Origin of the sequence: Nocardiopsis protaetiae (genome assembly GCF_045446735.1) — a bacterium.
GTDB lineage: Bacteria > Actinomycetota > Actinomycetes > Streptosporangiales > Streptosporangiaceae > Nocardiopsis > Nocardiopsis protaetiae.
The window spans coordinates 1-14,520 of sequence record NZ_JBJJBV010000177.1 but is presented as its reverse complement, the minus strand read 5'-3'; the positions used below and the strand labels follow the sequence as shown (position 1 = coordinate 14,520).

Genomic DNA, 14,520 nt, shown 5'->3' with positions numbered 1-14,520 from the left:
GCCGAAGGTTCCCGCCCATGGGGGCACCCGAGCGCTGGGCCAAGGCGAAGCGGAGGCCCGAAGCAAGCTCAGTCGTCGACCAGGGAGCGGAAGGACCGCAGCGCCACCGACAGGGTGGCCAGGTCGAACCGCTCGTTCTCCTGGATCTCGGACAGGGTGATCCCGGCCCGCTCGACGGCCTCGCGGTTCTGCTCGATCCAGGCCGTCATCAGCGCCTCGACCGAGTCGTCCGGGGCGCCCGACTCCAGCACCCGGCCGGTGAGGGCCGCGTGCGCCTCGTACAGGTCGTCGCGCAGCGCGCCGCGCGCCATCGTGCCCCACCGGTCGTCGCGCGGCAGGTCGATGATCCGCTCACGCCACCAGCTGATGTTGAGCCGGTCGGCCAGCTCGAAGTACAGCTCGGCGACCTTCTCCACCGGGCGGCCGGTGCGGTGCGCGATCTCCACCAGGTCCAGGGTGGAGTAGGCGGGCACCATGACCGCGACCCGCTCGGCCAGGTCGGCCGGGACGCCCTGGGCGACGTACCGGTCGCGGCGCTCGACGAACGCCTCCCGGTCGCGGCCGCGCAGCAGCCCCACCAGGCGGCCCAGGACCTCGCCCACACCCTCGGCGAAGAACCCGATCTCGGTGCGGATGTCGAACGGGAAGCTGCGGTTGCGCAGCAGCCAGCGGGCCGAGCGCTCGGCGAGCTTGCGGGTCTCCAGCAGCAGGGTGAGCTGGCTGTCCACCGAGATGCGGTGGTCCAGGTCCTCCACGCCGCCCCAGAACTCCTGGAGCCGCAGCACCTCCTGGACGACCAGGTAGGCGCGGGCGATGTCCGCGCCGCTGGAGCCCAGCTCCTCGTTGAGGCGGAAGGCGAAGGTCAGCCCGGAGCGGTTGACCATCTGGTTGACGACCTGGTTGACGATGACCTCCTGCCGCAGCGGGTGGGTGGCCACCGCCCGCGCGAACCGCTCCGTGCGCAGCGGCGTCGGGAAGTACCCGACCAGGGTGTCGGCCAGGTACGGGTCGTCGGCCAGGTCGGACAGGCCGATCTGGTCCTTGAGGCTGATCTTGGCGTAGGAGAGCAGGGTCGCGAACTCCGGGCCGGTCAGGCCCTGGCCCGCGGCGCGCCGCTCCGCGATCGCCTTGTCGGAGGGCAGGTCCTCGATCTTGCGCTTGAGGACCTTGGTGCGCTCCAGGTGGCGCATGAAGCGGCCGTGGACGTGCAGCATCTGGTGGGCCTGCTTGCGGGCGGCGGCCAGCACCGTGTTCTGCGCGTAGTTGTTGTCCAGGACCAGTTCGGCGACCTCGTCGGTCATGCCGATGAACAGGCGGTCGCGCTCGTCGGCGTCCAGGGAGCCGTCGCGCACCTCCCGGTCGAGCATGATCTTGATGTTGACCTCGTGGTCGGAGGTGTCCACACCGGCCGAGTTGTCGATGAAGTCGGTGTTGACCCGGCCGCCCTCGCGGGCGAACTCGATGCGGGCGGGCTGGGTCAGGCCCAGGTTGCCGCCCTCGCCGACGACCTTGACGCGCAGCTCGGAGGCGTCGACGCGGAGCTGGTCGTTGGCCTTGTCCCCGACCTCGGCGTGGGTCTGGGAGGTGGCCTTGACGTAGGTGCCGATGCCGCCGTTCCACAGCAGGTCCACCGGCGAGGACAGGATCCGGCGGATCAGCTCGTCGGGGGTCAGCGCCGTGACCTCGTCCTCGATGCCCAGGGCCGCGTGGACCTGCGGGCTGACCGGGACGGACTTGGCCGAGCGCGGGTACACGCCGCCGCCCTCGGAGATCAGCGCCGGGTCGTAGTCCTCCCAGCTGCTGCGCGGCAGGTCGAAGAGCCGCTTGCGCTCCACCCAGGAGGTGTGCGGGTCCGGGGCGGGGTCGAGGAACACGTGCCGGTGGTCGAACGCGGCGATCAGCTTGATCTGCTGCGACAGCAGCATGCCGTTGCCGAACACGTCGCCGGACATGTCGCCGACGCCGACCACGGTGAAGGGCTCGTTCTGGACGTCGACGCCCATCTCCCGGAAATGGTACTTGACCGACTCCCAGGCGCCGCGGGCGGTGATGCCCATGGCCTTGTGGTCGTAGCCGACCGAGCCGCCGGAGGCGAAGGCGTCGCCCAGCCAGAAGCCGCGCTCCTTGGAGATCGCGTTGGCGATGTCGGAGAACGTCGCGGTGCCCTTGTCGGCCGCCACCACCAGGTAGGAGTCGTCGCCGTCGTGCAGGACGGTGCGCTCGGGGTGGACGATGGCGCCGTCGACCAGGTTGTCGGTGACGTCGAGCAGGCCGCTGATGAAGTCCTTGTAGCAGGCGACGACCTCGGCCATGACCTGCTCGCGGGTGCCGCCCTCGGGCAGGCGCTTGCAGACGAACCCGCCCTTGGCGCCGCTGGGGACGATCACCGAGTTCTTCACCATCTGTGCCTTGACCAGGCCCAGGACCTCGGTGCGGAAGTCCTCCAGCCGGTCCGACCAGCGCAGGCCGCCGCGGGCGACCCTGCCGAAGCGCAGGTGGACGCCCTCGACGCGCGGCGAGTAGACGTACATCTCCAGCCGGGGCCGGGGCTGGGGCAGGTCCGGGATGCTCTGCGGGTCGAGCTTGAGCACCAGGTAGGGGTGCTCCTGGTAGTGGTTGGTGCGCAGGGTGGCCTTGATGACGGCCAGGAAGGACCGCAGCACGCGGTCGTGGTCCAGGCTGGCCACCGACTCCAGCTCGCCCTCGATCTTGCCGACCAGGGCCTCGGCGCGCTCGTCGCGGCCGTCGTCGGGCTGGTCGGGGTCGAAGCGGGCCTGGAACAGGTCGATGAGCAGGCCGGTGATCCCGACGTTGGCGGCCAGGATGTCGGCCAGGAAGTCGGGGGTGAAGGTGGAGCCGGTCTGGCGCAGGTACTTGGCGTAGGCGCGCAGCACGGTGAGCTGGCGCCAGTCCAGCCCGGCGCGGACGACCAGGGTGTTGAAGCGGTCGGACTCGCCCAGACCCTGCCAGGAGGCGTCGAAGGCGTCCTCGAACAGCTCCTTGAGCCGGTCGTCGGGCAGGTCGGCGGCGGTGATGGGGCCCAGGCCGAAGTCGTAGATCCAGACCCGGCCCACACCCTGGACGGTGATGTCGTAGGGCCACTCGTCGACGACCTCGACGCCCAGGTGCTCCAGGACCGGCAGGACCCGGGACAGGGAGATGGGCTCGCCGACGCGGTAGACGCGGAAGCGCCAGGCGTCGGTGTCGGGGTGCCGGTAGAGGCTGGCGGAGAACGCGCCGTGCCGCTCGTCGGGCCCGGTGCCCTCCAGCAGCGCCTCCAGGGCGCCGATGTCGCCGGCGGCGACCTCGGGCTGGTTGTCGACCTTGTACGCCTCGGTGAGGCCGGAGCCGTAGCGCTCCTTGTACTCGGTGGCCTTGTCCGGGCCGAAGGCGTCGGTGAGGGCGTCGTCGAAGTCGGTGTCCCAGGAGCGGGCGGCCCGGCGGACCTTCTCCTCCAGGGCGAGCTGGTCGATGTCGGCCAGGGTCTCGCCGTGGCGGGCGCGCGCCACCAGGTAGAGGCGGGCCAGCGGGGCGGCGCCGATCATGACGTTGTGGTCCATGGTGGCGCCCTGGAAGGCGTCGGCCAGGACCTCCTGGATGTCCAGGCGTACCCGGGTGCTGTACTCGTCGCGCGGCATGTACACGAAGCAGGACATGTACCGGCCGCCGTAGGGGTCGCGGCGCATGAACAGCTTGGTGCCGCGGCGGTCGCGCAGGCGCATCACGCCGCGGACGATGGTGTACAGCTCGCCCACGGGGATCTGGAGGATCTCCTCGCGCGGGAAGGTCTCCAGCAGTTCGGTGAGGTCGCGGCCGTCGTAGCTGTCGGCCTCGAACCCGGCCAGGGCCAGGACCTCGGCCTGCTTGCGGCGCAGGATGGGGATCTGGGCGATGCTCGTGTTGGTGGCCTGGGAGGTGAACAGCCCCAGGAAGCGGCGCTCGCCGACGATGTTGCCCTGGGCGTCGAACTTCTTGACGCCGATGTAGTCCAGGTACTTGGGCCGGTGGACGGTGGAGTGGGAGTTGGCCTTGGTGAGCACCAGGATGTAGGGCTCGCGGGCCTTGCCGCGGATCTCCGGGGGCAGGGCGGCGAAGCTGGTGGAGGCCGGGGAGTCCATGCGCATGATGCCCAGGCCGGTGCCGGGTTCGGGGCGCAGGGCGTCGTCGCCGTTCTCGTCGGTGACCAGCGAGTACTCGCGGTAGCCCATGAAGGTGAAGTGGCGTCCGGCGACCCAGCGCAGGAAGTCGACGCTCTCGCCGATCTCGCGGGCGTCGACGCCCCCGGCGACCAGGCGGTCGGGGTAGGCGGCCAGCTCGTCGGCGATCCGGATGGCCCGGTCGCTCATCTTGGCGGCGTCCTCGTCCACGTAGCGGACGTCGTTGAGGACGGACTCGACCCGGTCGGTGATCTCCTTGACCCGCTCGGGGTCGGTCTGCCGGTCGATCTCGATGTGCATCCAGGACTCGTCGACGGGCAGCAGGCCGTCGCCGCCGATCTCGGGGTCGATCTGGCGGAGGTTCCCCTCCAGGTCGCGGCCCACGGTCATCTGGGGGTGGATGATCAGGCGGACGCCGGCGTTGAGCTCGCGCAGGACCATGGTCACGGAGGAGACGAGGAAGGGCGCGTTGTCCGTCACCGTCTCGACGATGCTCGTCTGGGAGTCCCAGCCGTCGCGTTCGAGGGTCGGGGTGTGCACGCGGACCTTGGCGCGGCCGGGGCGGCGCTGCGCGCCGAAGGCGCGGTGGGCCTCGGCCATCCCGCAGATCTGTTCGGGCGTGCGGCCCGCGATCTCTTCCGGGTCGGTGTGCCGGTAGTAGAGGGGGAGGAAGCGGCGGACGGCCTCGGCCTCGTCGGCGCCGAGCCGGGGGCCGGGGGACCACTTGGTCGCCGCTTCGGCGAGCAGCTGCTGGAGGGTGCCGTCGGATTGCCCGGACATGTGTCTATCTCACTCCTTTGTGAGCAACGTCGCACGAGCGCTGTGGGATCACCGGGTCATGTGCCCTGTGAATCCCTGAGCTGATGTGTGATTTTCCGTGAGCCGCCGAGGGCGCGAGGGACCCCGGAGGCGGTGTAGTGGTGGTGTGACCTGTGCGCACAGGCTGGAAGAAGGAGGCTTCGGACCCCATTGTCAGTGCCTCGTCCAAGAACACAGGCTACTGGTTTTCACGCCGCAGGGCAGGAGCAACACCGTTAACCCACGGTTACACACTGTAAGAAACGGATTGCGACAGTCGGTGGCGATGTACACGAGGGTTCACCTCGACCCGGTCGGGGACGTACGCGTCGTTATCGAGCCGTTGTCGAATCGGTCGCCTGGTGGACGGCGGTCATCACGGCGCGGGGATCGGTGAGATCGGGCAGGATCACCTGCGCGCCCGCCTCGCGCAGCTGCCCCTCCGTGGTGGGCCCGTTGAGGACCCCGACCGGAACGGCCCCGCCGATCAGGGCGGCCCGGACATCCGGAACGTTGTCGGTGATCAGGACGGTGCTGGAGTCGGGGATCATCCCGCCCTCCGCCGCGTGCAGGCGGATCGACTGGATGAGCGTGGACTTGGGGTAGTTGACCGACCCGTAGCCGCCGATGCCCAGGTTCAGGTAGGTGTCCAGGCCGAAGGCCACCAGCTTGGCGGTGGCCACCGTCCGGGGACTGCCGCTCACCACGGTCTGCACCGTGCCGGGCAGCGAGGCCACGGCCGCCAGCGAGGCCGCCGCCCCGGGCATCACCCGGCCCTTGGCGGCCAGCTCCCCCGCCCGGACCTCGAAGGCGGCCTCCAGGGCCGTGAGGAACTGGGAGAGGGTGTCGACGTCGGGCTCGATGTCGACGTAGTTGCGGGCGCAGAACTCGAAGAACATCTCCGAGTCGGTGCGGCCCGCGGTCGAGGTCAGGTAGACCAGGGGCTCACCGGTGACCTTCTCGAAGGCCTCGGCGTAGGCGGCCCGCATGACCCGGCCGACGTCGAGGAGCGTGAGGTCGATGTTCCATAGCACCAGGCGGCTGATGGCGAACTCCTCGGGTGATGCATGACGGTCGGACTCCCCTATTGTGCCGCACGACCGTTTCGCGTGGAGTACCCCGTCCGGGACCGGCCACGGGGGGTTCGCCTCATTCCCGGTGAAGGGCCTGTTCCGGGCCGGGCAGGCCGGTGGCGGCCCGCCAGGCGGCGGTGAGGGCGGTGGCATAGGCGACGATGGCGGGGGTGGCGTTCAGACGTTCGTTCTCGGCATCGACGAACTCGTCGCCCACCGGGTCGTCACCACGCCCCTGCTCGATGAGCCGGGCGAAACGGTTGCGCAGTTCGGGGATGCGCCGAACGCGGTGGAACATCGCCTCCCACTCGGCGGCGGCACGCTCCACGCTCTGGAGGTGGTCGTCGGGAATCCTCCCGGACAGGGCCTGCGCGACCTCGTCGGGTCCGGGCAGCAGGGGGAGGGTGTGCAGCAGCCAGGCCTCGCCCCAGACGACCCGGCGGCGGCCCTCGACGCTCATGTCGATGCCGAGTTCGCGGTCGAAGCGGTTGAGGCCGGTCCCCTCGAAAACGACTCTCAACCCCAGGGCCTTCATGTACTCGTCCTGGTAGATCAACGCGCTTCCCGATCCGGAGGCGCTGATACCCCGGCTGGCGAGCATCTTCTCCCGTTCATCGTCGTCGGGGCCGGACAGGTGCACGGCCTGGTCGTCGTCCAGGTGGGCGCCAGGGTCGGCGGCCAGCAGCCGGGCGGGGGCGCAGGGGGTGCCCGATCCCAGGGCCAGCACGGCCCGGGCGGCCGCGTCGGCCCACCACGCGGCATGGGCGCGGGTGGTGGAGCGGTACTCGTGCCAGGTGTCCTTGGCCAGGTCCGTCCGCGCCTCGGCGACGTGCTCGGCGAGGTTGCGCAGGCGGTGACCGTCGAAGCGGTGGTGCTCGGGGGTGGCGCGGATGTCGATGAGGTGGTCCTCGGCCGCGGTGAGCTCGTCCAGCCGCTGTTCGAGGGCGTCGGTCTCGGCCGCGAGGGCACGGGTGGCCTGCTCGGCGATGAACAGGACGTCGTCGGTGAACGCCGGGCCGATGGTCGTCACGGCCGTCTCCTCGGGGGGTGGGGCCCGCCGGGGGTCGGCGGCACGGCACGAGGGTAACCCCGGGGGCCGCCCGCCACGGGCGAAACCGCGAAACCCGGTGCGACCCGGGGGTGCTGGGATATTCCGGCGCGATCACTCCGGATTCCCCCCCGGAACACACGGCCGCGGACCCGTGCTGCAAACGGTGGACGAGAGGAGAGCACCGTGGCGATCGCATGGGGCGTCGAGGCCCTGGACCTGACGGCCTACCTGGCCCGAGTAGAGGTGCCGGAACAGAAGCCGGACGAGGGGTACCTGGACCGGCTGTACGAGGCGCACATCAGGGCGTTCCCCTTCGAGACCGTCGACGCGCTCCTGGGACGGGCCCCGGCGATCGACCTGCCCGGAGTGCAGGAGAAGTTCCTGGGCGGCCGCGGCGGCTACTGCTTCGAGCACGGGGTGCTGTTCGCCGCCGCCCTCGAACGGCTGGGCTTCGAGGTGCACCGCCGCCTGGGGACGGTCGGCCCTCCGGGCGAGAACGCCCGGACGCACCTGCTGGTGGAGGTCGTGCTCGACGGCCGCCGCCTGCTGGCCGACCCGGGGTTCGGGTCGGGCATGCGGAGGCCGATCGAACTGCGGGACGGTGCCCAGCGTACCGGGGGCGGGATGACCTTCGGCATCGCCCGGGTGCCCCGCGGGCGGTCCTGGGGCTGGGAGCTGCGCAAACAGCGCGGCCACGCGTGGGACCCGCTGCACGTGACCCATGAGTCGGAGGTGTACCCGGTGGACCTGGTCGCGGGGAACCACTTCGTGGCGACCCACCCGGACTCGGTGTTCCGAACCCTGCTGGTGGTCACGGGCTTCCTCCCCGACGGCAGCCACGCCAGCCTCACCCAGACCTCACTCACCCTCCGCACCCCGGACTCCCCCACCCGCCACCAACAGCTGACCCCGTCCGACCTCGACCTGTGGCTACCCCGCCTCGGCGTCCACCTGCCGGAGGACGACCGAGCCCTCCTCCACAAACGCCTCGCCGAACTATCCGCCCCCGTGTGACCGCCCCGCCCCAGGGGGTTGCCCACCCACCCGGGGCCTTAGCCATAGCCGGAAGGCGTCGCACCTCCCCCGCCACAGGGGGTGACAGCCGCACGAGTCCTCTCGCCCCGGCCCCAGGGGGTTTCGCACCTGACCTGGGGTCCTTGGCCACAGCCCTGTCACCTTCCTGGCCTCCCCCGCCGCAGGGGGTGACGGTAGTAGGAAGCCTCCGGCCCCGGCCCCAGGGGGTTTGGGGAGGAAGAACCGCAACCCCCGCCGCAGGGGGTGAGACGGACTTGCAGGTTTCCAGAACAGCAACCATCTGCGGAGGGCGGTCTGAAGGTCCGCACACGGTCGCGTTGGTCTCCACGGGTCACCCCCTGGGAACGTACAGACCCGGGCTGGGCGCGGAGCCGTCCCCACGTCACGACGCCCGGCAGACCAAAGAGACGTACGCGTTTCCCGCACGTCCCGGGCGGTGGGGGTGTTTTCAGGGGACGGGTCGGGGCCCAGCGGCACGCTCAGCCACACATGTCCAGGGAAAGAACGCTCCGACTGGAAACAGGCCGTTGCTCAGACCTCGCTTGAAAGCCCAGACACCTGGCGTAGTAACCCCGGCCCCGATCGCCCTCCCTAGACACAGGGGGGGTGTCCGGAGGAAAAACCACAACCCCCACCCCAAGGGGTGACGGCCGCAGATAACTGCGGCATCAACCCCAGACCGGAAAGCGAACCGCGACCTGCGCCGCAGGGGGTGACGGCCGCACGGGCCTGCCCGTCCCCGGCCCCAGGGGGTTGGGGCGGCAGGCCGTGTGCCGCCGACACGCCCTGCGGCGGGAGACACCGGGGACGTGACCGGCTGGGGCCAGGGCCCCGGGGAAGGGGAACCCCCAGAATCCACCAGGCCGAGGGACTTGCTTCCGTCACCCCCCTGTGCCCGGGTGGGGAAACCGGCGCCCAGGTGGGGAAACCGGTGCCCGGGTGGGGAAACCGGCGCCCAGGTGGGAAATCAGGCGCCCGGGTGGGGAAGCCGGGTACGGCCCTGCCCCCGCGGCGGGGGCCGCGCGATGCCCCCGGCATCGGCCTCGCGGAGGAGCCGACACATCAGAGCCAACGGGCGAGAGACCGCTACACGCGGTGTTCCCAGGCACCGAACTCGGCACCCACCCTGTACGCCGAGGTAGCGGTATCGGCCTCCAAGGAGAAGTCCGTCAACGGCGGCCACCCCTGCGCCGCCAACAGGTCGTGGGCCTCGCGCAACCGGTCCGCCAAGAGCGTGGGACCACCCTGGTGAACCGTCCCGTCCGGCCACAGGTAGGCCCACGAGGAGTCCGGCGCGCCCATGTACACGATGAACCCGATATCGCCGCTGAAGGGGCGCATCCCGATCCCGATGCGCACCCCGGGGAGCGTGAGCATGATCCGGGTGAGCCGGTCGTCCTCCATCAGATCAGCGGGAGTGAACGGCACGACTCGGGTCGATTCCGAGTCACGCCCCATGCCCGGGAACTCCCCCTTGGGGACTCGCTGGGTGCGGTCGCGCATGAAGTACGCCTCGCACACGAACTCCCCCTCCCCGGCGACAGCCGTGGAACCGGCCCGGCGCAACGCCGCCACGGGCGTGGCGTGAGACCAGGGGTAGGGGCCCCACGGCAGCACGATCAGCCCGTCCGGTTCCACCCTCTCGACCCACTCGCCGGGGACCCGGCTCACCGCGCAGGTGGCGATGACCGCATCGTAGGAGGCGCCTTCAGGCGGCTCGGTGCCGTGCACGACCTCCACGGGAGTTTCCTTCAGCCGTATGCGCGCGTGCTCGGCCACCTTGGGGTCGATCTCCAACGAGGTCACCGCGCCGGTAGGTCCGACCAGCGAGGAGAGGATCGCCGCGTTCCAACCGGTGCCCGCACCGATTTCCAGCACCCGCATTCCGGGCCCGACCCGGGCCGCCGCGATCATGTCGGCCATCAGCTGCGGAGCCGAGGAGGACGAGGAGGGCTCGTTGACCGGCCCGCCGCCCCCGTCGTTGGCCTGCGTCACCACCGCATCGTCGCCGTAGACGTAGGCCGCCCAACGTGCCGGGGCGGCGGAGCGTATGAGCGGCAGCCCCTGGATGTCCGGCCACACCAGGTCGGGGATGAAGTGGTGCCTGGGGTGATCGGCGAACGCGGCACGGATCGCGTCGGTGGTGTCGAGACGCCCGGCGAGTTCGGCGTGCATCCGATGGAGGTCTGTCACTTCTGTACCCTCCCCGTTCCGCCACAGGCCTGACAGGTACGAACCTCCTTGTCCTTGCCCCACCCCTTCTTCTCCCCATCGGAGTAAATGATGAAGCTTCCCTCTCCATTGCAGTCAGCACACTCGACCTCGGCCACGGAGATCCTCTTTCTCGCCCTCTTCACGAAGGCGGACAGGCGGTAGGGGGTTCGCCCCGTCTGAGAGCGATAAACCGTTCCCGTCGGTGCGGGGCTGACGGTTGCGGTGTGGAGGACGCTGGGATTATCCCCGAGGGCTTGCGCTAGGAAACAGCGTGGTTCCGATGGGTGACACGGCAGGTCCAGGGTCGCAGGCTCAAGGGGCGGACAGGGCTTCGCGGTGGGCGGTGACCCAGCGATGAGCGGTGCGGACCTCGGTGACGGCTCCCCTTTCCACGAAAGCGAGGAGGGCGGGATCGCCCTGGGCGGCTCCCTGTTCGATGCCGTCGGCGGTGATGGTCTGCCACCAGAGGACGCGGTCCACGAGGACGGCCTGTGGGTCCGGCAGGCCGTAGGCGGTGCGGACGGCGGCGATGGCTCGGGCCGAGGCCGCGGGGTCGGCGGCCGGCCCCAGGCCGAGGAACTGCCAGCACAGGTGGGCCACGTCGTCGATGCGCCGTCCCGGCGCGGCGATCTCCCAGTCGATGAAGGCGACCGGCCGCCCCGCACGGAACACCGTGTTCTTCGGGGCGATGTCGTTGTGGCAGACCACCTCGGCGCCCGCGGCGAGCGGCGTCCCCGCGGTGAGGTCGTGGAACTCGCGCAGGAGGCGGGCCGCCGCGACCGCCGCGGACGGGGCGGCCGCGCCGTCCGGCGGCACGTCGCCCGCCAGGAACTCCACCACTTCGCAACCGGCGTCGAGGCCGAGGTGGCGGGGCGCCCCCGGCCAGGGTTCGAGGTGGTCGAGGAGCGCGCGGACGAACAGGGTGTCGGGCCCCGCGGGCCGGCGGACCGTGTCCCCCGCGCGGACCACTCCGCCCGGCATCAGGCGAGGAGGTGGCGCAGCTCCTGGAGCGCGTACCACATGAGCTCGTGGTCGTCGGCGGCACCCGAGTCCGGGTCGGCGGCCGCCTTGGCGATGTCCGCCTCGACGGCCTCGTCGTCGATGTGCGCGGAGGCCAGGCGCTTGAACGGGATCGACTCCCCCGTGACACGAACACGGATCACGTCCGGGCCCTCGCGACCGTCTTCCTCGACGAGGTGGTCGGCGAGGTTCGCGGCCAGGACCACACGCCGGCGGGGCGCGGCCGGGTCGGCCGCCAGGAGCCGGAGGGATTCCTCGGCGGCCGCGTACATCGCCTCGTACTCCGCCTCCTCGTCGTCGGTGTCCGCCGCGAACGCCACCGGCACCCGCACCCTCCCCTCGTCGAGGACGGTCGCGAGGGCGGGGAGGGTGCTGGGCAGGAAGACGTACATCGCGGCTCTCCGGAAGGTGGAACGGTCACCCTGAAGTCTGCCGCACCCGTCAGGCGGCTTCGCTGTCCGCCATGAGGAACCCGCGCAGTTCGCGCGTGGTGGTGGCCACGTCGGTGTGCAGGATGCCGGTCATCCCGAGTTCCTCGGCGGTGCGGACGTTGTGCTCCAGGTCGTCGATGAACACACATTCCTCGGGCCGCAGCCCGATCCGCTGACAGGTGTGCAGGTAGATGCGCGGCTCCGGTTTGCGCATCCCCACCTCGCCGGAGATGACCACCTCGTCGAAGGTGGTGACGAAGTGCTCGCGCGGGTAGCCGTTCCCCCACGAGTTCGACAGCAGCGCCGTACTCGCCCCCGAGCGGCGGGCGTCGCGGAGCGCCTCGTACATGTCGTGGACCGGGGCGAAGGAGGCGAACATGCGCTCGATGAGGCCATCGGCGATCACGGGGCCGCCGTGGGTGGAGCGCAGCAGCGCCGCCAGGTCGCGTTCGAAGCGCACGGTGTCGATCTCCCCGCGTTCGAGCGCGTGCACGGGGTTGTCGTCGGCCATGCTGCCGTCGAAGTACGGGGTCATGACCTCGTAGTAGTGCTCGATGTCGATCCGGTCGGCGGTCAGCCAGGCCCGGATGCCTTCCGGGAGCGGGGGTGTGAGCACGCCTCCCCAGTCGGAGATGACTCCTCGGCGGGTGCCGTTCATCCGATCCCCTCCATCCGTGTCGTCGTATCACCCGACCTCGGATGCCCGGATCGGGCGGGCAACGGTTCTTCCCGTTCCCCGCCCGTTTCAATCCTTTTGGTTCTTTCGCCCCACCGGTTCGGGACCGCGGACCCTAGCCGCTTCAAAGCCGCAGACCCTCACCGCTTCGAAACCGCAGACCCTGACCAGTTCAAGGCCACAGACCCCGGCCGGCTCAAAACCACAAACCCTAGTAGGAGAGCCCGGTACCGAACTCCGCCGCATCCGGGATCGTCACCGGCAGCGTGCCCGTGGGTTCCACCTGCCCGGTGATGGCCCGGGCGGCCGCGGCCAGTGACACGTCGACGGAGGAGTACACGGCGACGAACCCGTCGACGTCCGGAGAGGAGGCCAGCGAGTACGGCCCGCCCTGGGACACGACGACGGTGGGCGCCGTGGAGCGCCCGACCGGTGCGGTGTTGGTCCCCACCACGACCGCGTCGGCGTCGGCGCCGCCGGTGACCACCTCCAGCCCCGCCCCGGTGAGCGCCGCGGCGAGCCGGTCGGCGTTCGTGCCCTCGACCCGCACCCGGGTGCCCGGGGCCAGCGGCAGCACGCCGTCGGTGTTGCGCAGCACGGTCACGGAGGCGTCCGCCACCCGCTGGGCGGCCTCGGCGTGCGCCGGGTCGGTGACGGCGGCGTCGGCGGCGGCCGGGTCGACCGGCTCCGCCTCCAGGATGCCGCGCTTCTCCTTGAGGGAGAGCACCCGCAGCACGGACTCGTCGATGCGCTCCTCGGTGAGGCGCCCCTCCTCCAGGGCGGCCTTGACGGCGGCGACCGCGGCGGCCGGGTCCGGCGGCATCAGGAGCTGGTCGACGCCCGCTTCGATGGCCAGGACCGCGTTCTCACCGTCGGAGTGGCGCTGGCGCACCCCCTCCATGTTGAGGGCGTCGGTGGTGACCACACCGTCGTAGCCGAGCTCCTCGCGCAGGATGCCGCCGATGATCTCCGAGGAGAGGGTGGCGGGCTCGTCCGGGTCCAGTTGCGGCATGAGCACGTGGGCGGTCATGACCGCGTCCACCCCGGCCTCCACCGCGGCGCGGAACGGCGGCAGGTGCTCGGCCTCCCAGCGGTCGCGCGGCAGGTCGATGACGGGCAGCCCGGTGTGGCTGTCCACGTCGGTGTCGCCGTGGCCCGGGAAGTGCTTGACGACCGGGACGATGCCCTGTTCGGCGTAGGCCTCGGCCTCGGCGAGCGCCATCTCGGCGACCAGGTCGGGGTCGGAGCCGAACGAGCGGATGCCGATCACCGGGTTGTTCGGGTCGGTGTTGACGTCGGCGTCGGGCGCGTAGTTGAGGTTGATCCCCAGGGCGCCCAGCTCGGTGGCGGTGGTCGCGGCGCGCAGCGCGGCCAGCTCGGGGTCCCGGGTGGCGCCGACGGCCATGGCGTCGGGGAAGCGGGTGCCGACCGGCAGCCGCACCACGAGCCCCTGTTCCTGGTCGACGCCGACGAACATCGGGGTCTCGGACAGTTCCTGGACCCCGTTGGAGAACTCGGCGATCTGGGCCGCGTCGGTGAGGTTGGCGTCGAAGTAGATGATGCCGCCGGGGCGGTACGCCTCGATCTGGGCGGCGTTGTCGGCGGCCGCGGTGCCCTGGGCGGTGAGCACCAGGAGCTGGCCGATCTTGGCGTCCAGGTCCATCTCCGCGAGCAGGCGCGGCGCCAGGACCGGCTCGAAGGGCGGTTCGGACGGGGACGGCGACGGTTCTTCGCGCGGCGAGGTGTCCACCTCCTGGGACGCCGGGGTGCAGGCCGAGGCGGCCAGGGCTGCAAGGGCGATTCCCGCGCAGGCCAGGGCACGGGTGACGGGGCTTCTCATGATGGGGCTTCATCTCCGGCGGATCGCTGGTCCGCCGGAGAATACCCTCTTCCGGGCGCTGTTTCGGTCAGGGCCTGCGGACAAGGCCTTCGGGCAGGGCCTTGGGTCAGGGCCTGCGGGCAGGACCTTCAGGCAGGACCTTCGGTCATGGCCTTCGGTCAGGACCAGGTGAACAGCGGCTCGCCGGCGTCCACGCCGCCGTCGGCGACGGCCTCCAGTGCGCCG

Annotated in this window: 9 protein-coding genes; 1 reads left to right on the top strand and 8 read right to left on the bottom strand. The window is 71.0% G+C overall.

The features are described 5' to 3' along the window. Positions 1-68: 68 nt before the first annotated feature. The 3 genes from ACJOT3_RS23690 to ACJOT3_RS23680 all read right to left on the bottom strand — a co-directional run bounded on the left by ACJOT3_RS23690 (position 69) and on the right by ACJOT3_RS23680 (position 7,058). A complete protein-coding gene (locus ACJOT3_RS23690) occupies positions 69-4,937 on the bottom strand; it encodes an NAD-glutamate dehydrogenase (RefSeq protein WP_406975301.1) in 4,869 nt (1,622 codons plus the stop codon). A 350-nt stretch (positions 4,938-5,287) separates the two neighbouring features. Next, positions 5,288-5,989: an HAD family hydrolase gene (locus ACJOT3_RS23685; RefSeq protein WP_406975300.1), complete on the bottom strand. Its 702-nt coding sequence runs from the start codon at positions 5,987-5,989 to the stop codon at positions 5,288-5,290. Positions 5,990-6,104: 115 nt separating this feature from the next. Next, entirely contained in the window at positions 6,105-7,058 is a 954-nt protein-coding gene (locus tag ACJOT3_RS23680; RefSeq protein ID WP_406975299.1) for a hypothetical protein, read from the bottom strand. 204 nt (positions 7,059-7,262) lie between these two features. On the opposite strand from ACJOT3_RS23680, the gene ACJOT3_RS23675 reads away from it, so the two are divergent. Further along, entirely contained in the window at positions 7,263-8,093 is an 831-nt protein-coding gene (locus ACJOT3_RS23675; RefSeq protein WP_406975298.1) for an arylamine N-acetyltransferase family protein, read from the top strand. A 1,107-nt stretch (positions 8,094-9,200) separates the two neighbouring features. Here ACJOT3_RS23675 and ACJOT3_RS23670 read toward each other — a convergent pair. The 5 genes from ACJOT3_RS23670 to ACJOT3_RS23650 all read right to left on the bottom strand — a co-directional run bounded on the left by ACJOT3_RS23670 (position 9,201) and on the right by ACJOT3_RS23650 (position 14,295). Then, positions 9,201-10,307 (bottom strand): methyltransferase domain-containing protein, encoded by a 1,107-nt coding sequence (locus ACJOT3_RS23670; RefSeq protein ID WP_406975297.1) that lies wholly within the window; start codon positions 10,305-10,307, stop codon positions 9,201-9,203. Between the two features lie 333 nt (positions 10,308-10,640). Beyond that, entirely contained in the window at positions 10,641-11,309 is a 669-nt protein-coding gene (locus ACJOT3_RS23665) for a phosphotransferase family protein (protein ID WP_406975296.1), read from the bottom strand. Further along, complete coding sequence (locus ACJOT3_RS23660) at positions 11,309-11,740, bottom strand: DUF6912 family protein (RefSeq protein ID WP_406975295.1); 432 nt, start codon at positions 11,738-11,740, stop codon at positions 11,309-11,311. Before ACJOT3_RS23660 ends, ACJOT3_RS23665 begins: the two co-directional genes overlap by 1 nt. A gap of 49 nt (positions 11,741-11,789) precedes the next feature. Further along, entirely contained in the window at positions 11,790-12,437 is a 648-nt protein-coding gene (locus ACJOT3_RS23655; RefSeq protein ID WP_406975294.1) for an HAD family hydrolase, read from the bottom strand. A gap of 229 nt (positions 12,438-12,666) precedes the next feature. Next, entirely contained in the window at positions 12,667-14,295 is a 1,629-nt protein-coding gene (locus tag ACJOT3_RS23650) for a glycoside hydrolase family 3 protein (RefSeq protein WP_406975293.1), read from the bottom strand. Between the last annotated feature and the right edge of the window lie 225 nt (positions 14,296-14,520).